The sequence below is a fragment of the Ancylobacter sp. G4_0304 genome, from assembly GCF_047501495.1.
In the GTDB taxonomy this organism is placed as follows: domain Bacteria; phylum Pseudomonadota; class Alphaproteobacteria; order Rhizobiales; family Xanthobacteraceae; genus Ancylobacter.
Genome location: NZ_JAZDRM010000040.1, coordinates 1 through 19,689, shown reverse-complemented (window position 1 = coordinate 19,689; position 19,689 = coordinate 1). Strand labels below are relative to the sequence as shown.

The following is a 19,689-nucleotide window of genomic DNA, read 5'->3' as shown; positions in this document are numbered from 1 at the left end:
GCGCACGAGACACCAGGGCCCGCATGCGGCGGAGCCCTCAGGCGGTCTCATGCAGAAAAGACCCGCGCCTTCCTGAAGCAAAAGGCGCAGCGAGGCGGTTATAGGTGACGAAACACCACGTTACAACGCATCCTCGCGAGCGGTCATATGGGAAAGCCCGGCTGTTACGCAACGGTAGATCGGGCCGAGATGCCGCGATCGTTATGTTCGCTGCCCTCGCGCGACGCCGGCGGGTTGCGGTAGTGGGCCAGCACGTAGAGCCGGATCGCCGACGACAGATTGCCCTGATTCCGCCCTGAATCGATCGACGCGACAATCTCCGACAGGGTGCTGCGCCGATTGGCGGCAATCTCCTTCAGGGCGTCCCAGAACTGATCTTCAAGGCTGACGCTGGTCTTGTGCCCGGCAATCACAATAGACCGCTTTACCACAGGGCTCTTCATGTTTCGTCCTCTCGTATCCGCAAATGACCGTCCAGCGCCGCCGCCCCCAAGCGCTCGGCGGTCCGCTCCGCTTCGCGCTGAACCTTCGTGCGGCCGAACTCCAAACGCCGCGCCGCGGCAGTTTGTTCCGCCCGCTCCCGGGCATTTTTCTTTCGGTAACGTCGAAGGTTGACGATTTCAGCCATAAGTATTCCCCCAAGGCATCCTCTGCACGGAGTACCGATTCAGTCAACATGCTCAACTGAGGATTCGTGACCGAAGATTTAGAATATTCAGGATTCTCAGAAACTTAAAACAACGCCGGACAAGAAATATTCGGTGAGGCCGGGGCGGTGACTGCCCGCGCAGGTGAAAGTTCCGCGATCCATACAAATTGTGTCTATTCCTGTGCTGGCCCGCCAGGTGCGGATGTTGGGTGCAGCCTCCCATCGCCGAAGTGGAAAAAGTATTTTGATACCGTTAACTTGTAGACTTGGATCGAAGACCAATCCGGATATGTTCCGGCCGGACACTCGCCCCCGGACACTCGCCCGAGGTCGCATTTGCTGGCTTTCCTGCTCATGCTAAACCGGCCCCGCGCTCACGGGAGGGAGCCTGTGCCGCGCTTGTGTCGCTTTCATGGACGCATCCACCCGAAAGGCTTGCCGCATGACGAAGACCCGCATCGAAACCGATACGTTCGGCCCCATTGAAGTGGAGAGCGACAAGTACTGGGGCGCGCAGGCGCAGCGCTCGCTCGGCAATTTCAAGATCGGCTGGGAGAAGCAGCCGCTGCCGATCGTCCGTGCGCTCGGCGTGATCAAGCGTGCCGCTGCGGAGACCAATCGCGATCTCGGCCGGCTCGATCCCGCGCTCGCCAAGGCGATCGTCAGCGCGGCGCAGGAAGTGATCGACGGCAAGCTCGATGCCCATTTCCCGCTCGCGGTCTGGCAGACCGGCTCGGGCACCCAGTCCAACATGAACGCCAACGAGGTGATCTCGAACCGCGCCATCGAGATGCTCGGCGGCGAGATGGGCTCCAAGAAGCCGGTTCACCCGAATGATCATGTGAACATGAGCCAGTCGTCGAACGACACCTACCCGACCGCGATGCATGTCGCGGCCGCCGAGGAGGTGGTCCACCGGCTGATTCCCGCGCTGACCCGGCTGCGCGACGCGCTGGCCGAGAAGTCAAAGGCGTGGGAGCACATCATCAAGATCGGCCGCACCCATACCCAGGACGCGACGCCGCTCACCCTCGGCCAGGAATTCTCCGGCTACACCCAGCAGGTCACCAACGGCATCAAGCGCATCGAGCTGACGCTGCCGGCGCTGATGGAACTCGCCCAGGGCGGCACCGCGGTCGGCACCGGGCTCAATGCGCCGGTCGGCTTCGCCGAGCAGGTCGCGGCCAAGATCGCGGCGATCACCGGCCTGCCCTTCACCTCGGCGCCGAACAAGTTCGAGGCGCTGGCCGCCCATGACGCCATGGTGTTCACCCACGGCGCCATCAACACGGTGGCGGCCTCGCTGTTCAAGATCGCCAACGACATCCGGCTGCTCGGTTCCGGCCCGCGCTCGGGGCTCGGCGAGCTGGCACTGCCGGAGAACGAGCCCGGCTCCTCGATCATGCCCGGCAAGGTGAATCCGACCCAGTGCGAGGCGATGACCCAGGTCTGCGTGCAGATCTTCGGCAACAATGCCGCGCTCACCTTCGCCGGCAGCCAGGGCCATTTCGAGCTGAACGTCTACAACCCGGTGATGGCCTACAACTTCCTGCAGTCGGTGCGGCTGATGGCGGATGCCGCCGACAGCTTCACCGAGCATTGCGTGGTCGGCATCGAGGCGCGCGAGGACAACATCAAGGCGGCGCTGGAGCGTTCGCTGATGCTGGTGACCGCGCTCGCCCCGAAGATCGGCTACGACAACGCCGCCAAGATCGCCAAGACCGCGCACAAGAACGGCACCACGCTGCGCGAGGAAGCGGTCGGCGGCGGCTATGTCACCAATGAGGAATTCGATGCGGTCGTGCGCCCGGAAAACATGATCTCGCCGGGCTGATCGTCGTTCATCTGGCGTTCATCCGGATGAATGCGTGTTTATTTAAGTAAACATGCAGTAGTAATTAGACATTACCGAAGTTTCATTTGATGCTTCGGATGTCCTGCGTCAACATCGGCCTCATCCAATCACTGGAGATGAGGCCGATGAAACGCACGATACTCGCCGCTACCGCCGCCGCCCTTCTGGCCAGCGCCACGTTCGGCGTTGCCGCTTCCGGTCCGCAGATGTGGGGCCACCGCTCCGGCGACATGCCGCGTCCTTCCCCCGAGCAGATGGCCGAGAATGCCGGCGCCTTCGCCGATGCGCGCATCGCCGCCCTGAAGGCCGGGCTGCGCCTCACCGCCGAACAGGAAAAGCTGTGGCCGGCGCTGGAGACCGCGCTGCGCGCCGCCTCCGACCAGCGGATCGACGCCCGCAAGGAATGGCGCGAGCAGCGCGCGGAACGGCGCGGCAAGCAGGGCGAGGCCGCCGGTCGCGGTGAACGTGCCGACGCGATCGAGGGCTTGAGCGCTCGCGCTGAGGCGATGATGGAGCGGGGCGGCGCCCTGAAGGCGGTCGCCGAGGCGGCCCAGCCGCTCTATGCGAGCCTCGATCCCGCGCAGAAGTTCCGCTTCAACCGGCTGTTCACTGAAGCGCGGGGAGAGCGTCGCATGGCGATGTTCCAGGGCGGGCGGCATGATCGGGGTCATGGCTGGCAGCGGCCGGAGGGGCATGGCCCGCATCACGGCTTCGGTCCCGGCCGTGACGTCCACCGCGCGCCGCCCCCGCCGCCGGCCGGCGAGCGGCTCTGAGACTTCGAGCTTCACGCAAAAATGCCCCGGCCGGCTCTCTGGCCGGGGCATGGCGGCCTTATTCCGCCGCCAGCTTCTCCAGCGCGTCGCCGGTGACGCGCTGCACGGTCCATTCGTCCATCGGCGCGGCGCCGATGGAGCGGTAGAACCGGAGCGCCGGCTCGTTCCAGTTCAGCACCCACCATTCGAAGCGACCGAGCCCTTCGGTCACGCAGCGCTTCGCCAGGTGCTTCATCAGCGCGGTCGCGATGCCGTTGCCGCGAAAGGCGGGGCGGACATAGAGGTCTTCGAGATAGAGCCCGTGCCGGCCGCGGAAGGTCGAGTAATTGTAGAACCACAGCGCAAAGCCCGCCGGCGCGCCGTTCCATTCCGCGATGTCGCAGAACGCCTTGGGGGCGGCGCCGAACAGATCGCGCTCGATATCCCCGATTTCCGCCTCCACCTCGTGCAGCAGCTTCTCGTACTCAGCGAGCTCGCGCACGAAGGACAGGATGAGGGCGGCTTCTTCCGGCCGGGCCGGGCGGATGGCGAGGCTCATCAGACCGCGACCGGGGCCTTGATGGCGGGGTGGGGATCGTAATCCTCGATCGCGATATCCTCGAAGCGGAAGGCGAACAGGTCGGTCACCGCCGGGTTGAGGCGCAGCGTCGGCAGCTTGCGCGGGCTGCGCGAAAGCTGTTCATGTGCCTGTTCGAGATGGTTCACATAAAGGTGCACATCGCCGAAGGAGTGCACGAAGTCGCCCGGCTTCAGCCCCGTCACCTGCGCCACCATGTGGGTGAGCAGCGCGTAGCTGGCGATGTTGAACGGCACGCCGAGGAAACTGTCGGCCGAGCGCTGGTAGAGCTGGCAGGACAGCTTGCCGTCGGCGACATAGAACTGGAACAGACAGTGGCAGGGCGGCAGCGCCATCTTCGGCACGTCCGCCGGGTTCCAGGCCGAGACGATCAGCCGGCGGGAATCCGGGTTACGGCGGATATCGGCGAGGAGTTGGGCGATCTGGTCGATCACCCCGCCGCGCCCATCCGGCCAGGAACGCCACTGATGGCCATAAACCGGGCCGAGATCGCCGCGCTCATCGGCCCATTCATCCCAGATGCGCACGCCGTTCGCCTGGAGATAGGCGATGTTGGTGTCGCCGGCGAGGAACCACAGCAATTCGTGGATGATGGACTTCAGATGCAGCTTCTTCGTCGTGACCAGAGGGAAGCCTTCGGACAGGTCGAAACGCATCTGGTGACCGAACACGGAGAGCGTGCCGGTGCCGGTGCGGTCGTCCTTGCGCGTGCCCTCGCGCAGGATGCGTTCCAGAAGCTCGTGATATTGCCGCATCGTTCCGTGCCGAATCGCTGTCCGCCGAGGCACCTAATATAGGACGGGACGCAGGGTTTTGCCCGCGTCCCGTCTATGCCCTTGGTGGGGGATGTGAAGTGCTGTGGACAGGCTTAGTCGCAGACCGTGCCGACCGTGATCAGGCCGGTCCGGGTCTGGCGCTCCACCGTGCGGCACTCGTCATAAAAGCCGCTCGACACCTCGCGCGGCGGCAGCGGGGCCAGCTCACGCGGCGCCTCGCGCATATAGACCTCGTTGGCGTAAGGACCGTCCGCCGGTTCACGGATGATCACGCGGGAGGGCGCCTCGCGCACCACGACCGGCGCCTCGCGAACGATCACCCGCTCCCGCTTCGGCGGCACATAGACATGGCCGCGATCATCCATGCCGGGCGGCGGAAGCTGGATATAGTAGCCTTCGACATAGGTCTGCTGGGCGGCGCCGGGCGTGGCGGACAGCGCGAGCGCGCCGAGTGCCGCGGCGGCGGCGCCAACGCTCAATCGGGCAAATTTCATCGTTCTGCTCCTCGTCTGCTCCTCAAGACTGGTGGGGCAACAACGAGCGTCCCGGAGCGTTCCCGTGGCGGCGTGGCGGCAATGGGGTCATTTCGTGACGACGTGCAACGGTGTCCGGAACTCCCGCGCCCGGACGCACTTATCGTGACGTGTAGTTGTACGATTACGGCAGAAGGGGAGAACATCAATGGACGCGACCGAGCGCATGAGCCGCGAGCTGGAACGGGCCCGTATCCATCTCAGCCGGCTGGAGAAGGACGCGACCCATCCGCTCGATTTCACCGTGCAGGAATCCCACACCGCACCCTCGCTGATCCTGCGTGCCGGCGAGCACCTGCGCAGCGCTCATTCCGACGTCAGCCTGGATTACGAGCTGATGCGACGGCTTCTGATCGAGGCGCTGCGCGCCCGTATTGCCGAGCTGGAGGAAAAACTGGTGGGCTCCGCGCCAGCGCTCTCGCTCGACGAATTGCAGTATGGCGACCAGACCGAGGCGTAAAGCCGGCCTCACAGCGCGGTAAACCGCCCGTCGCCCACAGCCCTGCGCCGTTTGCCTCTTCCAACGGGGCGCCGGGCTCCCTATATTCGTTGGTGCCGGCGCAAGCCGGCTATGGCGATAAACGGCTATCGGAATAAACCCTTCGGACCCGGGGGCAGTACCCGGCGCCTCCACCCAAGCCCAGTTGAAAAGCTGGGTTTCGGCGGGGGCGAAACAGGATCGACGAGGGCGTAAAGGGTGGACTTTCGCTCGGCATGGTACCGCCGTCATCGGACCAAACATATAGTTGCCAACGACAACTATGCTCCGGTTGCTCAGGCCGCGTGAGCGGTTTGATCTCTGGGAAATAAGTCCTTGCGGGTAGCACTGTAAGGCGGGGTTCGGAGGCACCTGGCAACAGAAGCCTCCACTCAAATTCCATCGGCCGGGCCGGTCTCGGGCTGGCGATACCGGCCGAAATCGGGTTCAGTGACCGGCATGAGCGTCGACCTTATTCGCTACGATCTTCTTGTGCAGGACGCGCTGCGCGCCGTGGTGCGCCGCGTGCTGACCGATGTCGCGCGCGATGGCCTGCCGGGCGAGCACCATCTCTACGTTTCCTTCGACACGCGTGCGCCGGGCGTGCGCCTGTCGCCGCGCCTCAAGGAGAAATATCCCGAGGAAATGACGATCGTTCTCCAGCACCAGTTCTGGGACCTGATCGTCGCCGAGCAGTTCTTCGAGGTCGGCCTGTCGTTCAACGGCATTCCCGAGCGGCTTCATGTGCCGTTCGACGCGCTGAAGGGCTTCTTCGACCCCTCGGTGAAGTTCGGCCTGCAATTCGAGCCGCCTCCCTCGTCCGAGGATGAGGAGGCCGCGCCGGCGCCGACCGGCCCGCGCGCGGTCGAGACCGCGCCTCAGCCCGTGTCCTCGCGGCCGACCTCGGTGCCCTCCACCCGGCCGCGCGCCGAAGAGGGCGCTGACACCGGTAAGCCGGGCGGCGCCGATGCTGCGGCGGACAAGCCGGTCTCCGCGCCACTGGGAGCGGCCAAGGCCTCACCGGCAAAGCCCGCACCGGCCAAGCCCGCACCGGCCAAGTCTGCTGAGGCCCCCGCGGCCAAAGCGGCGGCGCGGGACGAGGCTGCCAAGGAGCGCGCGTCGAAGGACAGCGCGTCCAAGGAAGACGCCGGCAAGGACGAGGCTCCCGTGGACGCGTCTCCGAAGAGCGGTGCGCAGGTCGTCCGCCTCGATGCGTTCCGCAAGAAGTAGACCGTGAGCGATTTCTTCGATGTCGTGGTGGTCGGCGCAGGCGCTGCCGGTCTCGCGGCCGGCGCACGCCTTGCCAATGCCGGCGTGAAATCCTGCGTGGTCGAGGCGGCCGCGCGCACTGGCGGGCGGGCCTATACCGACACCACCAGCTTCGGCATTGCCTGGGATCGCGGCTGCCACTGGCTGCATTCGGCCTCGGTCAACCCGCTGCGCGCGGCGGCGGACCAGCTCGGCATCAGCTATCTGGCACGCGGCACGCGGCAGGCGCGGGCGACGCATCTGGGCGCGCGCTGGGCCGATGAAGCCGAGCGCGTCGCGATCTGGCGCGCCATTGACGGCGCGTTCGCGGGGATCAAACAGGCCGGCGATGACGGCCGCGACATTGCTGCGAGCGAGGTGATGGACCTTGCCGGCCCGTGGGCGCGGCTCGCCCGGCACTGGGTAACGCTGATGTCGGCGGCCGAGGCCGAGCGCCTCTCCACGCTGGATTTCGCCGCCTATACCGACACCGGCGAGAACTATCCGGTGGCGCAGGGCTATGGCGCGCTGGTTCAGGCGGTGGCCGCCCATGCCGCCCCGCAGATGAGCGTGACCGTGAACTGCCCGGTGAGGACGCTGGACTGGTCAGGCGAGGGCGTCAGCCTCGACACACCGCGCGGAAACATCCGGGCGCGCTTCGCCATCGTCGCGGTGCCGACGGCAGTCATCGCGCGCGGCGGCCTCGGCTTCGCGCCGCTGCTGCCTTTGGAACTGGCGGAAGCCTTCGAGGCGCTGCCGCTCGGTGCGGCGGAGAAGGTCGCTGTCCTGTTCGACCGCGATGTGTTCGGCACGGAAGAGACCACTTATTTCGACACGATCGACGTCGAGAACCCCGCGCGCACGCCGATCAACTTCACGCTCAACCCGTTCGGCTCGACCATGGCGATCGGCCAGCTCGGCGGCGACAATGCTGCGCGACTGGTGAAGGCGGGCCCGCAGGCGATGCAGGACTTCGCCCTCGCCGCGCTCGCTGACGCTTACGGCGCCGACATCCGCGCGCGGGTGAAAGGCGTCGCCACCACCTCCTGGGTCGCAGACCCGCTGATCGGCGGCGCCTATAGCTGCGCGCTGCCGGGCAAGGCGCATGTCCGCGCCCGGCTGGTCGAGGCCAATACCCGCCCGCTCGGCGACCGGGTGTTCTTCGCCGGCGAGGCGGTGTCGACCCACGCCTATTCCACCGCCCATGGTGCCCATCTCTCCGGCCTCGCGGCGGCAGAAGCGGCGCTGGAGCGGGTCATGGGGCGCGCGGCGTGAGCGCCCCGACGGTCACCTTGGTCGCCGCGGTGGCGGAGAACGGCGTGATCGGCCGGGGCGACGCGTTGCCTTGGCACATCTCCGGCGATCTCAAGCGCTTCCGCGCCATCACCTGGGGCAAGCCGATCCTGATGGGCCGGCGAACCTTCGAATCGATCGGCCGGCCGCTGCCTGGCCGCACCACCATTGTCATCACCCGCGATACCGCCTTCGTGCCACCCGAGGGCGTGCTGGTCGCGCCCTCGCTGGAGGCGGCGCTGGAGCGGGGGGCCGAGGAGGCGGCGCGGCTCGGCGTCGGCGAGGTCGCGGTGGTCGGCGGCGCGCAGATCTATGCGCAGGCGTTCCCGCGGGCCGCGCGGCTGCGGCTGACGCGGGTGCATGGCTTACCGGAGGGTGACGTGCATTTCCCGGATTTCGCGGCGGCGGACTGGCGAGAGGTTTTCCGCGAAGGACCGATCCAGGGCGAGAAGGACGAGTTCGCCTTCAGCTTCATCGATTACGAGCGGGCGTGAGCGCGCGACGTCAGATCGGCCGGCCTTCGACCGTGATGGTCAGTTCTTCCTCGATATCCTTGGCCTGGCCGAAGCGCGGATAGATCTCGAGCGCCTTGCGGGCGGCTTCCAGCGCGTGCTTGTTGTCGCCGATCTCCTTGGCGATGATCGCGATGCCGGACCAGGCGGCGTAATGCCGGGGCTCACGGGTCACGACCTGACGCAGATCGTTCAGCGCGTCGGCATAGTCCTGCTTCATGTAGAACACGGTGGCGCGGCGGTTCCAGGCGTCGAGATGATCGGGCTCGATTGCCAGCACGCCGTCCAGCAGCTCGATGGCGAGGTCGAAATCCTTGGCCTGGGTCGCCATCGCCGCACGGCTCATCAGCACGTCGGCGGTGTCGCTGCCGGACGGGGTGAGTGCCACGTCGATGCGTTCGGCGAGGTCCTTGGCCGAAGCGTCGTCGGGGGCGAGCTTGAGCGCGGCAAACAGTGCGTCGAGCCGCCTGGTATGGTCGGGATTGGCATCGGCGGAGGGCAGGCTGGGGCCGCCCTTGGCCGCCCGGTCTGTGCCCGCCTTTTCCGCGGCGCCCTTATCCCCGCTTTTCTCCGCCGCGTTCCTTTCCGAACGGGCGGCAGGCGGCGCGCCCTGCCCGGGAGCCTGTTCCTGGGCATGGAGTGCGGCGCCGGCGGGCGCCAGTATCAGGGCGAGAGCAAAACAAAGGGCGCGCATGATCCCGATCTTAGGACCATGCGCGCCCTCGTCAATCGTGAGAGCCGCGTGCCTTGCGAAAACGTGAAGGCGCCGCGGTACCCGAACGCTCAGCCCTGGCGGGCCTTGAAGCGCTTCTGGGTCTTGTTGATGATGTAGACGCGGCCCTTGCGGCGGACCAGACGGTTGTCGCGGTGACGGCCGAGCAGCGACTTCAGGGAATTGCGGATCTTCATGACACGTAACCTTCGGATCAGTAGCGCCTGCGCATGAGACGGCGCCTCCATGGCCGCGCCCCGATCCGCCAGCTTCAATAATTCGAGGCCGGCTGATAGCGGAGGAGGGGCGGGTCTGTCAATCGGGGGAAGGCTTGCCCGCGCCGTCGTCGGGCTGTTTTCCGATTCTTCCGAGATGGGTGAAGCCGAATCCGGCCCGGTACTTGAGTCCGTAGCCGAAGGTTCGGTCGATGCCGATATGGGCTAACCAGATCAACGCAAGCGCCACCGGAAGCCCTGCATCCAGCGCCAGCCCCAGGGCGCCGAGCGCGGCGGGCGCCAGCGTGGTGTGCGCGGCATTGTAGAGAATCGCCCCCGGCGCCGGGCCGGCGAGATAGCCGAGCATCGAGAGATCGGGCGTCAGGATCAGCAGCGCGAACAGCCCCCAGCCTTCGCCGGTGGCGCGGTAGCCCAGAATCGCGGCGAGGGCGAGCGCCGTGCCCTCCAGCCGCAACAGCAGCCTTGGGGTTCCCCTGGCCGCGCCGGGCGTTTTCGCCGCGTTCATTCCGCCAAGGATCCCCGTCCCGGCTTGTAGGGCGCCATCCCGGCGCGGGCCAGCGCATCGGCGCGTTCGTTCATCTCGTCGCCGGCATGGCCCTTGACCCAGTGCCATTGAATGTCGTGGCGCTCGATCGCCGCTTCCAGCCGCTCCCACAGGTCGACGTTCTTCACCGGCTTCTTGTCGGCGGTGCGCCAGCCGTTCCGCTTCCAGCCGGCGATCCATTTGGTGATGCCATTGCGCATGTATTCGCTGTCGGTGTGCAGATCGACCGTGCAGGGGCGCTTCAGGGCCTCCAGCGCCGAGATCGCCGCCATCAACTCCATGCGGTTGTTCGTGGTGGGCACCTCGCCGCCGCAGAGTTCCTTCTCGGTGGTGCCGTAGCGCAGGATCGCACCCCAGCCGCCGGGGCCGGGATTGCCCGAGCAGGCGCCGTCGGTCCAGACCGCGACGCGGTTGGTGGCGGGTGTTTTCTCGTCGGCGAAGATGCGGGCGGTGCCGGGCGCGGTCTTCATGCCCGCGCGGTCTCGACGATGCCGTAGTCGCCGACGCTTTCCACCGTGCGGTGGAAGCGCAGCTTGCGCAGATACTCTAGCGGGTCGTGCGGGCGCACCAGCGCGCCGGGAGGCACGTTCAGCCAGTCGACGAGGCGGGTGAGCAGGAAGCGCAGCGCGCTGCCCCGGCACAGCGTGGGCAGGGCCGCGATCTCATCGGCGCCGAGCGGGCGCGCGGCCTGGTAGCCGGCGAGCAGCGCGCGGCCCTTGGTCTGGTTATAGGCGCCGTCCGGCTCGAAGCACCAGGCGTTCAGGCAGATCGAGACGTCATAGGCCAGCAGATCGTTGCAGGCGAAATAGAAGTCGATCAGGCCGGAGAGCCGGTCGTCGATAAAGAACACATTGTCCGGGAACAGGTCGGCATGGATCACCCCGGCCGGCAGGTCGGCCGGCCAGTGCGCCTCCAGATGCGACAGCTCCTCGCCAATCAGCGTGCGAAGCCCCGGCGCCACCGTGTCGGCCCGCTCCCCGGCGGTGTCGTAGAGCGGCCGCCAGCCGGCAACGGAGAGCGCATTGGGGCGATGGAAGGCGTGGAAGTCCGCGCCCGCCTTGTGCAGCGACGCCAGCGCCCCGCCCAGCGCCGCGCAATGGGCGACGGACGGCCGGCGCACCGAGGTGCCGACCAGAAAGGTCGCAATGGCGCAGGGCCGGCCCGCCAGCGTGCCCAGCGCCTCGCCCGCGCGGTTCTTCACCGGCTGCGGGCAATCGATGCCGCGCGTGGCGAGGTGCTCCATAAGCCCGATGAAGAACGGCAGGTCCGCCGGGTTCACCCGCTTCTCATAGAGCGTCAGGATGAAGCTGCCGGCTTCGGTCTGCAGCAGGAAGTTCGAGTTCTCGACGCCCTCGGCAATGCCCTTGAAGGCGCGCAGGCGGCCGATGTCGTAGGTGGCGAGGAAGGCTTCGAGCTCTTCCGGGGAGACATCGGTGTAGACGGCCATGGGGCGAAGCGAACCTATTCGGCGGCGGAAGGGGTGGGCGCGGCGGAGGCATCCGGCCGCAGCTGGCGCGGCAGGGGGAAGAACACGTCTTCCTGTACCGTGTGCACGGTTTCCACCTTCACCTCGTAGCGCTCGGCGAAGGCGTCGATGATCTCCTCCACCAGCACTTCCGGGGCCGAGGCGCCCGCGGTGACGGCCAGCGTGGAGATGGCGCCGAACTTCTCCCAGTCGATCTCGCTGGCGCGCTGCAGCAGCACGGAGAGCGCGCAGCCCTGCCGCTCGGCGGCCTCGCGCAGGCGCTGGGAATTGGAGGAGTTCGGCGCGCCGACCACGATCATGGCGTCGACCGTGCCCGCCACCTTCTTCACCGCTTCCTGACGGTTGGTGGTGGCGTAGCAGATGTCCTCCTTGTGCGGGGACACCATGGCCGGAAACCGCTGCTGGAGGATGGCGACGATCTCCGCCGTGTCGTCGATCGAAAGCGTGGTCTGGGTGGTGAAGGCGAGGTTCTCTGGATCGCGCGGGGTAAAGACGCGGGCCTGCTCGGCGGTTTCCACCAGCGCCACAGCGCCGGCAGGAAGCTGGCCCATGGTACCGATCACCTCCGGGTGGCCGGCGTGGCCGATCAGCACCACCTCGCGGCCGCGCTTGTTGTGCAGCGTGGCTTCGCGATGGACCTTGGTCACCAGCGGGCAGGTGGCGTCGATGGCGAAGAAATTCAACGCGGCGGCTTCCGCCGGCACGGATTTCGGCACGCCATGGGCGGAGAAGATGACCGGCGCCGTGGTGTCGGCGGGAATCTCGCCCAGCTCCTCGACGAAGATCGCGCCCTTCGCCTTCAGCCCCTCGACCACATATTTGTTATGGACGATCTCGTGGCGGACATAGACCGGCGGGCCATAGATCTCCAGCGCCCGCTCCACCGCGTCGATGGCGCGCACCACGCCGGCGCAGAACCCGCGCGGGGCGCAGAGCAGCACGCGCAGGGGAGGCTTGAGGGCAGGCTTGGCGGCGATGCTCATCGCTTGATCCGTGGGAAACCTGCTTCGTCATGGGAGCCGGGGCCGGCGCTGTCAAGCGCGCCGGCCAGTGGCATGCCTCAGGGGGCCGATCCGTCAAGGCGCTTTGGCGAAGGCGCCGACCACGGAAAGCTCCACCTCGTCGGAAACCATCGGCACCGCGGCGCCGAGCCCGAAATCGCTGCGGTTCAGCATCGTCGTGGCCATGAAGCCGATGTTCTCCACCTTGGAGCGCGGATTGATGCCGGCGCCGACCAGCTCCGCATCCAGCGTCACCGGCCGGGTGACGCCGTGTAGCGTGAGCTCGCCCTCGATCGTGGCCGAGGTGCCGTCGGTGCTGATCTGCGTGGACTTGAAGGTTGCAGCAGGAAACTTCGCGGCGTCGAAGAATTCCGGCCCGGCAAGGTCCTCGCCGAAGGATTTCGAGGTCACCACCAGCCCGGACATCGGGATGGTGATCTCCAGCACGGCATCCTCGGGCGCGTTGGGGTCGAGCTTGAGCGTGCCGCTCATGCCGCCGAACATGCCGGAGAGCGGGCTGAAGCCCATGTGATCGACGCTCCAGATCACCTGGGTATGGTTGGCGTCGACCGTATAGGTGCCGCCGCTGATGCGGGTGGGGTCCGGCAGGCCGGGCAGGTCCGGCTCGGCGGGTTCGCCTTGGGGTGCGGGCGCGTTCTGCGTCGCAGGCGCTGTTGGCATGTCCTGCGCGCCGGCGAGGCCGCCGGAGGCAATGAGAAAGGCGAGGGCGAGGGGGCGCAGCGTCATCATCGTCGTTTGTCCATGGCGGAAGCCGGCGCGAACTTACCAGCCCCGCCCGGGCATCGGCAATCGCAGCCGTCTTTGGGTTTGCACGCGCGCCGACGCCGCCCTATATTAAAGCATCCCGGTCATCGCGAGACGGTCCGTGGCTCCGCCCCAAGGGTGGTCGGAGCTTGAGAGCCCTTGCGTGGTCGAACGACATTCAAATGTGATGGAGACGCGTCCGATGGTGAACGCACCCCTGATGCCGAAGGCCACCGCGGTGTGGCTGGTCGAGAACACTGCGCTCACCTTCGACCAGATCGCCGACTTCTGTAAGCTGCATGTGCTGGAAGTGAAGGGCATCGCCGATGGCGAGGTCGCGCAGGGGATCAAGGGCCTCGATCCCGTCACCACCGGCCAGCTCGCCCGCGAAGAGATCGAGCGCGCGGAGAAGAACCCGAATCACCGGCTGAAGCTGCTGGAATCCAAGGTGCGCCTGCCCGAGCCGAAGCGCCGCCGCGGCCCGCGCTACACCCCGGTGTCCAAGCGCCAGGACCGGCCGAACGCCATTCTCTGGCTGCTGCGCAACCATCCCGAGCTCAAGGACAGCCAGGTGATGCGCCTCGTGGGCACCACCAAGACCACCATCGAGTCGATCAAGGAGCGCACCCACTGGAACGCGCAGAACCTGACGCCGATGGACCCGGTGACGCTCGGCCTGTGCTCGCAGATCGATCTCGACATCGAGGTGCAGCGTTCCTCCAAGGACCGCCCGGCGGCGGTCGCCAGCGGCGAGGGCACCACGCTGCTGCCAGCGGACGTCACCACCGGCGGCTATGACGAGCCTTTCGTGCCCGAGCGCAAGCCGCGCGAGGAGCCGGTCGACCTCGAAACCGTGTTCGCCAAGCTGGGCGGCTCGCGCAAGACCCAGCACGACGACGAGTGACGCGCGAGCGTCGCTTGCCTCGTCGAAAGGGCGCGGCCGAGCGGGGATCTGGTCGCTGTATGGCGCCGCTCGCTCGTCGGCTTTTTGACCTTCACGCCATCTGAAAAAAGGCGCCCTCACGGGCGCCTTTTTGTCAGTGCCGGTACAGCCTACGCGCCCTGCGGCAGCTTCACCAGGCCGCGCGCGGTCAGCGCCTGCGCGATCTCGTCCAGCGTGGCGGGATCGTCGATGGTCGCGGGCATGTTCCAGCTCTCGGCATCGGCGATCTTCTTCATCGTGCCGCGCAGGATCTTGCCGGAGCGGGTCTTGGGCAGCCGCGCCACGGTGATGGCGAGCCGGAACGCCGCGACCGGGCCGATCTGGTCGCGCACCAGCGCCACGATTTCTCGCTCGATCTCGTCCGGCGCGCGCTCGACGCCGGATTTCAGCACAACGAAGCCGCAGGGCACCTCGCCCTTCAGCGCGTCATGCATGCCGATCACCGCGCATTCGGCGACGTCCGGGTGCGAGGCCAGCACTTCCTCCATGCCTCCGGTGGAGAGGCGATGGCCGGCGACATTGATGATGTCATCGGTGCGGCCCATGATGAACAGGTTGCCGTTCTCGTCCTGGAAGCCGGCATCGGCGGTCTTGTAGTAGCCGGGGAAGTCAACGAGATAGCTCTCGCGAAACCGCTCGTCCTGCTGCCAGAGTGTGGGCAGGCAGCCGGGCGGCAGCGGGAGCTTGATGGCGATCGAGCCCATCTTGTTCGCCGCCACCGGATGGCCGCCCTCGTCGAGGATGCGCACGTCGTAGCCCGGCATTGGCACGCCGGTGGAGCCGACCTTGACCGGCAGCCAGCCGAGCCCGACCGGATTGCCGGCGATGGCCCAGCCGGTTTCGGTCTGCCACCAGTGATCGACCACCGGCACGCCGAGCTTCTGTTCCGCCCACACCACCGTGTCCGGGTCGGCGCGCTCGCCGGCGAGGAACAGCGTGCGCAGCGACGACAGGTCGTAATCGCCGATCAGCCGCCCGTCCGGGTCTTCCTTCTTGATCGCGCGCAGCGCGGTCGGGGCGGTGAACAGCGCGCTGACCTTGTATTCCTCGATCACCCGCCAGAACGCGCCGGCATCCGGGGTGCCGACCGGCTTGCCTTCGTAGAGCACCGTGGTGCAGCCGGTCAGCAGTGGGGCGTAGACGATGTAGGAATGGCCGACCACCCAGCCGATATCGGAGGCCGACCAGAACACCTCGCCCGGCGCGACGCCGTAGAGCCCGTCCATCGACCAGCGCAGCGCTACCATGTAGCCGGCGGTATCGCGCACCACGCCCTTGGGCTTTCCGGTGGTGCCGGAGGTGTAGAGGATATAGAGCGGCTCGGTGGCGCCCATCGCGGCGCAATCGGCGCCGCGGCCGGCGCTGGCGGCATGGCTGCGCGCCTGCGCCCAATCATGGTCGCGGCCGGGCTTGAGGCTAGCGGCCAGTTCGGGGCGCTGGAACACCAGGCAAGCCTCGGGCTGATGGCTGACCATGGTGAGCGCGAGGTCGAGCAGCGGCTTGTAGGCGACGACGCGCGAGGGCTCGATGCCGCAGGAGGCGGAGAGGATGACCTTCGGCCTCGCATCCTCGATACGGCTCGCCAGCTCAGCCGCCGCGAAACCGCCGAACACCACCGAATGCACCGCGCCGATCCGCGCGCAGGCCAGCATGGCGAACACCGCCTCGGGGATCATCGGCATGTAGATGACCACGCGGTCACCCTTCTCCACGCCGAGATCGCGCAGCATGGCACCGAGGGTGCGCACTTCCGCCTGCAGCTCGGAATAGGTAACGGTGCGCTTGGCGCCGGTCACCGGGCTATCGTAGAAGATCGCCGGCTGGTTGCCGCGGCCGGCGTCGACATGGCGGTCGACCGCGTTGTGGCAGACATTGCACAGGCCGCCGGTGAACCAGCGTCCATAAACGCCGTGGTCGGCATCGAACACGCTGCGCGGCGGCGCGATCCAGTCGATGCCGAGCGCGGCCTCGCGCCAGAACCCTTCAGGGTCCTGCATGGAGCGGGCATAGGTCTGTTGGTACCGACTGTCATCGGTCGTCATGAGGGCGTCTCCCAGCGTTCCGTTGTTTTTTTGCTTTGAACACAAGGATTCAGGCTGCGCTCTCCTGTTTCAAGAGCGCTCAAATGCTTACGACCTTAGGTCTAGCCGGCAAAAGGCATGGCTTACGTGCAGAGAGGAGCAGAACCGCCGGCGCAGCGGCCGGCGGTTTAGTGAACTCAAGGTATTGTAAATTCAAGGCATCGGGGTACTGCGACCCGGCTCAGTGCAGGGTGCCCTTAAGCCGTGCGATCTCGTCCTTGAGATAAAGCTTGCGGCGCTTGAGATCGTTCACCCGCACCTCGTCGGAGGCCGGCCGCGCCGTTTCTTCTCGTAGGGCCTTGTCGAGCGCCTCATGGCGTCGTTCCAGTTCCGCAACATGCGCCTGCATGGACATGGACAGTTCTCCTTGTCTTCGGAAGCGAACGTCATGAGCGTGTCACAAGCCGGGCGGTCTGTCGATCAAACGATGCGCTGCGCTGCAGCAAGACGGAGCGTTTAGGCGGCGGCTCGCGAGTTCGTGTTGCGGGCCGGGCCAAGGGCGGCGATACTCGCGCCCAAGCCCCGCGAGGGCGGTGGCGAGTCGGTTTGCAGGTCGGGCATTTGACACAGATGACGGCGGAAGAGGAACGCGAGCTTTCGGCTCTCCTCGAGCGTCTGCGGCAGGAGCATCGCGATCTGGATGCCGCCATCGCCGCGCTTCAGGCGATGCCGAGCTGCGATCAGCTCCAGCTCGCCCGCTTCAAGAAGCGCAAGCTGATGCTCAAGGACCGCATCGGCTTCGTCGAGGACCAGATTTTCCCGGATATCATCGCCTGATCCGCGGCGCCGTCGGGAGCGCGGCAGGGTTCGGGCGGGCGCGCGAGCCCGGCCGGAGCGCGCCCGGCCGGGGAGGACGCGCAAGCGATCAGAACTGCGTGAGCAGCACGTCGGCGTTGGTGGCGTCGGCCTTGTGGGCCTTTTCCTCGACATTGAGGACCAGCACCTCGCCGTCGTCGACCAGCATGGAATAGCGCTTGGAGCGCAGGCCGAGGCCGGCCGCCGAGGCGTCGAACTCAAGGCCGAGCGCTTTGGCGAAATCGCCATTGCCATCGGAAAGGAACAGGATCTTGCCGCCGGCATTGGAGGCCTTCTCCCAGGCTTCCATCACGAAGGGGTCGTTGACCGCCGTCACGGCGATGGTCGACACGCCCTTGGCAAACAGCTCGTCCGCGCGGGCGATGAAGCTCGGCAGGTGGTTCTTGTGGCAGGTCGGGGTGAAGGCGCCGGGAACGGCGAACAGCACGACCTTCTTGTTCTTGAAGATTTCTTCCGTGGACTTCGGCACCGGGCCGTCGGCCGTGGCGACGCGGAACGTGGCGCTCGGCAGGGTATCGCCGACCTTGATGGTCATGGGTGGTCCTTTCACGTGATTCTTTTTTGCGCGGGCGGAAGGCGGCTTGGCAACCGCAGCCGCGACGCCCCCCGGTGCCCGGCTGCCGGTAGCATAGACATTTCCCGTCCGACGGAAAGTCGTATCAGTGAATGGAAAGCGGGGTAGTGATCTCGGCCGCGCGCGTGCCGTCCACCAGCGTGAACTTCAGCTTCGTGGCCGATACATCGGCGCCGGTCGGCACGCCGTCGACCGGCAGGAGGAACTGCGTGCGCCCGTCCGCGCCGGCTTCGCGATGGGGCAGCGGCAGCGCCCAATCCTCGGTCGGCCCTTCCACGAACAGATCGGCGCGCTCCGTCTCGGCGACGCGCGCGATCACGCGGATAGTCGGCGTGCCATTGATGGTTTCGAGCGTCACGGCGTCGATCCCCGTATCGCCCGGCGCGCCGAGCCCGGCGGGGCGGGGCACGGTCGCCTGCGCCGCCAGCAGGGCCGGCGGGGAGGGCGCCGCGCCCTCGGCCGGCAGGTCGAGCGTGACGATGGCATTGGCCGGCTGGCAGATTTTCTCGCACACCGCGAAATCGAGCGCGAGGCGCAGCGCGACCGGCTTGGACGGGTCCTGCGGAGTCACGGCGAACGGGATCACAACCCCGTGCTTGTAGCCGATCGACACGCTGCCGCCCTCGTCGAACCGCACCGGTGCCGGCCAGAAGATCTCCAGATTCCCGACATTGTGCGAGCCGGACCAGTCGAAGCGCGGAGGGATGCCGGCATCGCCCGGATAGCGCCAATAGGTCTTCCAGCCCGGCGTCAGGCGGATTTCGATTCCACCCGAAAGCCGGCCGTCCTCGCGCGCCCCGCCGATGAGCCGAACCGCGGTGCCGGCGGGGGCCGACCACGACGATTCGATGCCGGCCCGCGCCGCGCCCGCGTCGAAAACGGCGAGAGCGCCGGCGACGGCGAGAAGGGTGAGGAGGTGGCGGCACAGTCGAAGCATGCGCTGGCGATACCCTGTCGCGATGCGCCGGGAAAGCCGTCGCGGCCGCACTTTCATGTGAGGCGGACCGTGATGGGTGCCGTTGCGGCGCCGCGCGCACTTGAAAATGCGCCGATGGGGTTTACGCTTTCCCTCATGAGGATCGGAAACCAGGACAGTCGCGATCTGGACGACGGATCGGGCGGGACATTTCTCGACGGACAGCTGCTGGTCGCGATGCCGGGCATGCGCGACGAACGCTTCGCGCGGGCGGTGATTTATCTGTGCGCCCATTCGTCGGAAGGCGCGATGGGCATTATCGTCAACCAGCCGGCCAGCAATGTCAGCTTCCCCGACCTGCTGGTGCAGCTCGACGTGGTGCCGCAGGAACAGCGCATCCATCTGCCCTCCAGCGCCGGCGGGGTCCGGGTGCTGAAGGGCGGGCCGGTGGAGACCGGGCGCGGCTTCGTGCTGCACAGCGCCGATTTCTTCATCCAGGATTCGACGCTGCCGATCGACGACGGCATCTGCCTCACCGCGACGCTCGACATATTGCGGGCCATTGCGGCCGGTGACGGGCCGTCGAGCGCGGTGCTGGCGCTGGGCTATGCCGGCTGGGCGCCGGGGCAGCTGGAGAACGAAATCCAGCAGAATGGCTGGCTGCATTGTCCGGCCGACCGCTCATTGGTGTTCGGCGCCGACACGGCGGCGAAATATGACCGCGCGCTGCGCAAGATCGGCATCGATCCTGGCATGCTCTCCCCGGATGCCGGCCACGCCTGAGCGGGCGGCTCATCCTTTTTCCAGAGCGCGATAGGTGCCAGGGCCACTACGAGGCGGCCTTGGGCTCCACCATGGCGGCTCCGGGGGCGCTGTCCTTCGGCACGGCCTCGCGGGCGGGCGGCAACCCGGCAGCGGGGG

At 67.0% G+C, this 19,689-nt stretch carries 25 protein-coding genes and 1 other RNA gene; 10 read left to right on the top strand and 16 right to left on the bottom strand.

Annotated features, from left to right (window positions below; genetic code table 11):
* Window positions 1-164: 164 nt before the first annotated feature.
* Both VRZ77_RS18745 and VRZ77_RS18740 read right to left on the bottom strand, forming a co-directional pair.
* Complete coding sequence (locus VRZ77_RS18745; protein ID WP_414594102.1) at window positions 165-443, bottom strand: ribbon-helix-helix domain-containing protein; 279 nt, start codon at window positions 441-443, stop codon at window positions 165-167.
* Complete coding sequence (locus tag VRZ77_RS18740; RefSeq protein ID WP_414594101.1) at window positions 440-628, bottom strand: DUF4169 family protein; 189 nt, start codon at window positions 626-628, stop codon at window positions 440-442. The genes VRZ77_RS18745 and VRZ77_RS18740 overlap by 4 nt, the downstream gene beginning before the upstream one ends.
* 463 nt (window positions 629-1,091) lie before the next feature.
* Here VRZ77_RS18740 and fumC point away from each other — a divergent pair, with 463 nt between their 5' ends.
* On the top strand, window positions 1,092-2,483 hold the full coding sequence (gene fumC / locus VRZ77_RS18735; protein WP_414594100.1) for a class II fumarate hydratase: 1,392 nt from the start codon (window positions 1,092-1,094) through the stop codon (window positions 2,481-2,483).
* Between the two features lie 146 nt (window positions 2,484-2,629).
* Entirely contained in the window at window positions 2,630-3,277 is a 648-nt protein-coding gene (locus VRZ77_RS18730) for a Spy/CpxP family protein refolding chaperone (RefSeq protein WP_414594099.1), read from the top strand.
* Window positions 3,278-3,335: 58 nt separating this feature from the next.
* Here VRZ77_RS18730 and VRZ77_RS18725 read toward each other — a convergent pair whose 3' ends face one another.
* The 3 genes from VRZ77_RS18725 to VRZ77_RS18715 form a co-directional block, all read right to left on the bottom strand.
* Window positions 3,336-3,815, bottom strand: coding sequence for an N-acetyltransferase family protein (locus VRZ77_RS18725; RefSeq protein WP_414594098.1), 480 nt, complete (start codon window positions 3,813-3,815; stop codon window positions 3,336-3,338).
* On the bottom strand, window positions 3,815-4,609 hold the full coding sequence (locus tag VRZ77_RS18720; RefSeq protein ID WP_414594097.1) for a thymidylate synthase: 795 nt from the start codon (window positions 4,607-4,609) through the stop codon (window positions 3,815-3,817). The genes VRZ77_RS18725 and VRZ77_RS18720 overlap by 1 nt, the downstream gene beginning before the upstream one ends.
* A 113-nt stretch (window positions 4,610-4,722) precedes the next feature.
* Window positions 4,723-5,124 carry a hypothetical protein gene (locus VRZ77_RS18715; protein ID WP_414594096.1) on the bottom strand — a complete coding sequence of 134 codons (402 nt, stop codon included), beginning with the start codon at window positions 5,122-5,124 and terminating at the stop codon, window positions 4,723-4,725.
* Between the two features lie 187 nt (window positions 5,125-5,311).
* On the opposite strand from VRZ77_RS18715, the gene VRZ77_RS18710 reads away from it, so the two are divergent.
* From VRZ77_RS18710 to VRZ77_RS18690, 5 genes are all read left to right on the top strand, one after another.
* Window positions 5,312-5,623, top strand: coding sequence for a hypothetical protein (locus VRZ77_RS18710; RefSeq protein WP_414594095.1), 312 nt, complete (start codon window positions 5,312-5,314; stop codon window positions 5,621-5,623).
* 54 nt (window positions 5,624-5,677) lie between these two features.
* Window positions 5,678-6,034: a transfer-messenger RNA gene (gene ssrA / locus VRZ77_RS18705) on the top strand.
* 66 nt (window positions 6,035-6,100) lie between these two features.
* Window positions 6,101-6,871 (top strand): SspB family protein, encoded by a 771-nt coding sequence (locus VRZ77_RS18700; RefSeq protein ID WP_414594094.1) that lies wholly within the window; start codon window positions 6,101-6,103, stop codon window positions 6,869-6,871.
* Window positions 6,872-6,874: 3 nt separating this feature from the next.
* Complete coding sequence (locus VRZ77_RS18695; RefSeq protein WP_414594093.1) at window positions 6,875-8,164, top strand: flavin monoamine oxidase family protein; 1,290 nt, start codon at window positions 6,875-6,877, stop codon at window positions 8,162-8,164.
* Window positions 8,161-8,676 (top strand): dihydrofolate reductase, encoded by a 516-nt coding sequence (locus tag VRZ77_RS18690; RefSeq protein ID WP_414594092.1) that lies wholly within the window; start codon window positions 8,161-8,163, stop codon window positions 8,674-8,676. The genes VRZ77_RS18695 and VRZ77_RS18690 overlap by 4 nt, the downstream gene beginning before the upstream one ends.
* Window positions 8,677-8,686: 10 nt before the next feature.
* Here VRZ77_RS18690 and VRZ77_RS18685 read toward each other — a convergent pair whose 3' ends face one another.
* The 7 genes from VRZ77_RS18685 to VRZ77_RS18655 all read right to left on the bottom strand — a co-directional run bounded on the left by VRZ77_RS18685 (window position 8,687) and on the right by VRZ77_RS18655 (window position 13,423).
* The gene (locus tag VRZ77_RS18685) at window positions 8,687-9,388 is read right to left on the bottom strand and encodes a tetratricopeptide repeat protein (RefSeq protein ID WP_414594091.1); all 702 of its coding nucleotides are present in this window, start codon (window positions 9,386-9,388) and stop codon (window positions 8,687-8,689) included.
* Window positions 9,389-9,477: 89 nt separating this feature from the next.
* On the bottom strand, window positions 9,478-9,603 hold the full coding sequence (gene ykgO / locus VRZ77_RS18680) for a type B 50S ribosomal protein L36 (RefSeq protein ID WP_013167868.1): 126 nt from the start codon (window positions 9,601-9,603) through the stop codon (window positions 9,478-9,480).
* A gap of 118 nt (window positions 9,604-9,721) precedes the next feature.
* Window positions 9,722-10,147 (bottom strand): DUF4260 domain-containing protein, encoded by a 426-nt coding sequence (locus tag VRZ77_RS18675; RefSeq protein WP_414594090.1) that lies wholly within the window; start codon window positions 10,145-10,147, stop codon window positions 9,722-9,724.
* Window positions 10,144-10,656, bottom strand: a complete 513-nt coding sequence (rnhA, locus tag VRZ77_RS18670; protein ID WP_414594089.1) for a ribonuclease HI — start codon at window positions 10,654-10,656, stop codon at window positions 10,144-10,146. Before rnhA ends, VRZ77_RS18675 begins: the two co-directional genes overlap by 4 nt.
* Entirely contained in the window at window positions 10,653-11,633 is a 981-nt protein-coding gene (locus VRZ77_RS18665) for a homoserine kinase (RefSeq protein ID WP_414594088.1), read from the bottom strand. The genes rnhA and VRZ77_RS18665 overlap by 4 nt, the downstream gene beginning before the upstream one ends.
* A gap of 14 nt (window positions 11,634-11,647) precedes the next feature.
* Entirely contained in the window at window positions 11,648-12,655 is a 1,008-nt protein-coding gene (ispH, locus tag VRZ77_RS18660; RefSeq protein ID WP_414594087.1) for a 4-hydroxy-3-methylbut-2-enyl diphosphate reductase, read from the bottom strand.
* Between the two features lie 93 nt (window positions 12,656-12,748).
* Window positions 12,749-13,423, bottom strand: coding sequence for a YceI family protein (locus VRZ77_RS18655; protein WP_414594086.1), 675 nt, complete (start codon window positions 13,421-13,423; stop codon window positions 12,749-12,751).
* Window positions 13,424-13,640: 217 nt separating this feature from the next.
* Between VRZ77_RS18655 and VRZ77_RS18650 the strand changes: the two genes are divergently transcribed.
* A complete protein-coding gene (locus VRZ77_RS18650; protein ID WP_414594085.1) occupies window positions 13,641-14,342 on the top strand; it encodes a DUF1013 domain-containing protein in 702 nt (233 codons plus the stop codon).
* A 149-nt stretch (window positions 14,343-14,491) separates the two neighbouring features.
* Here VRZ77_RS18650 and VRZ77_RS18645 read toward each other — a convergent pair whose 3' ends face one another.
* Together VRZ77_RS18645 and VRZ77_RS18640 are read right to left on the bottom strand one after the other, a co-directional pair.
* Window positions 14,492-16,423: a propionyl-CoA synthetase gene (locus tag VRZ77_RS18645; protein ID WP_414594084.1), complete on the bottom strand. Its 1,932-nt coding sequence runs from the start codon at window positions 16,421-16,423 to the stop codon at window positions 14,492-14,494.
* Between the two features lie 220 nt (window positions 16,424-16,643).
* Complete coding sequence (locus VRZ77_RS18640; RefSeq protein ID WP_414594083.1) at window positions 16,644-16,817, bottom strand: YdcH family protein; 174 nt, start codon at window positions 16,815-16,817, stop codon at window positions 16,644-16,646.
* A gap of 215 nt (window positions 16,818-17,032) precedes the next feature.
* On the opposite strand from VRZ77_RS18640, the gene VRZ77_RS18635 reads away from it, so the two are divergent.
* The gene (locus tag VRZ77_RS18635) at window positions 17,033-17,239 is read left to right on the top strand and encodes a YdcH family protein (protein ID WP_414594116.1); all 207 of its coding nucleotides are present in this window, start codon (window positions 17,033-17,035) and stop codon (window positions 17,237-17,239) included.
* A gap of 88 nt (window positions 17,240-17,327) precedes the next feature.
* Here the strand turns inward: VRZ77_RS18635 and VRZ77_RS18630 are convergent, their stop codons facing one another.
* The gene (locus tag VRZ77_RS18630; RefSeq protein WP_414594082.1) at window positions 17,328-17,813 is read right to left on the bottom strand and encodes a peroxiredoxin; all 486 of its coding nucleotides are present in this window, start codon (window positions 17,811-17,813) and stop codon (window positions 17,328-17,330) included.
* A gap of 124 nt (window positions 17,814-17,937) precedes the next feature.
* On the bottom strand, window positions 17,938-18,789 hold the full coding sequence (locus tag VRZ77_RS18625) for a protein-disulfide reductase DsbD domain-containing protein (protein WP_414594081.1): 852 nt from the start codon (window positions 18,787-18,789) through the stop codon (window positions 17,938-17,940).
* Window positions 18,790-18,924: 135 nt separating this feature from the next.
* Here VRZ77_RS18625 and VRZ77_RS18620 point away from each other — a divergent pair, with 135 nt between their 5' ends.
* Window positions 18,925-19,551, top strand: coding sequence for a YqgE/AlgH family protein (locus VRZ77_RS18620; RefSeq protein ID WP_414594080.1), 627 nt, complete (start codon window positions 18,925-18,927; stop codon window positions 19,549-19,551).
* The last annotated feature ends 138 nt before the right edge of the window (window positions 19,552-19,689 follow it).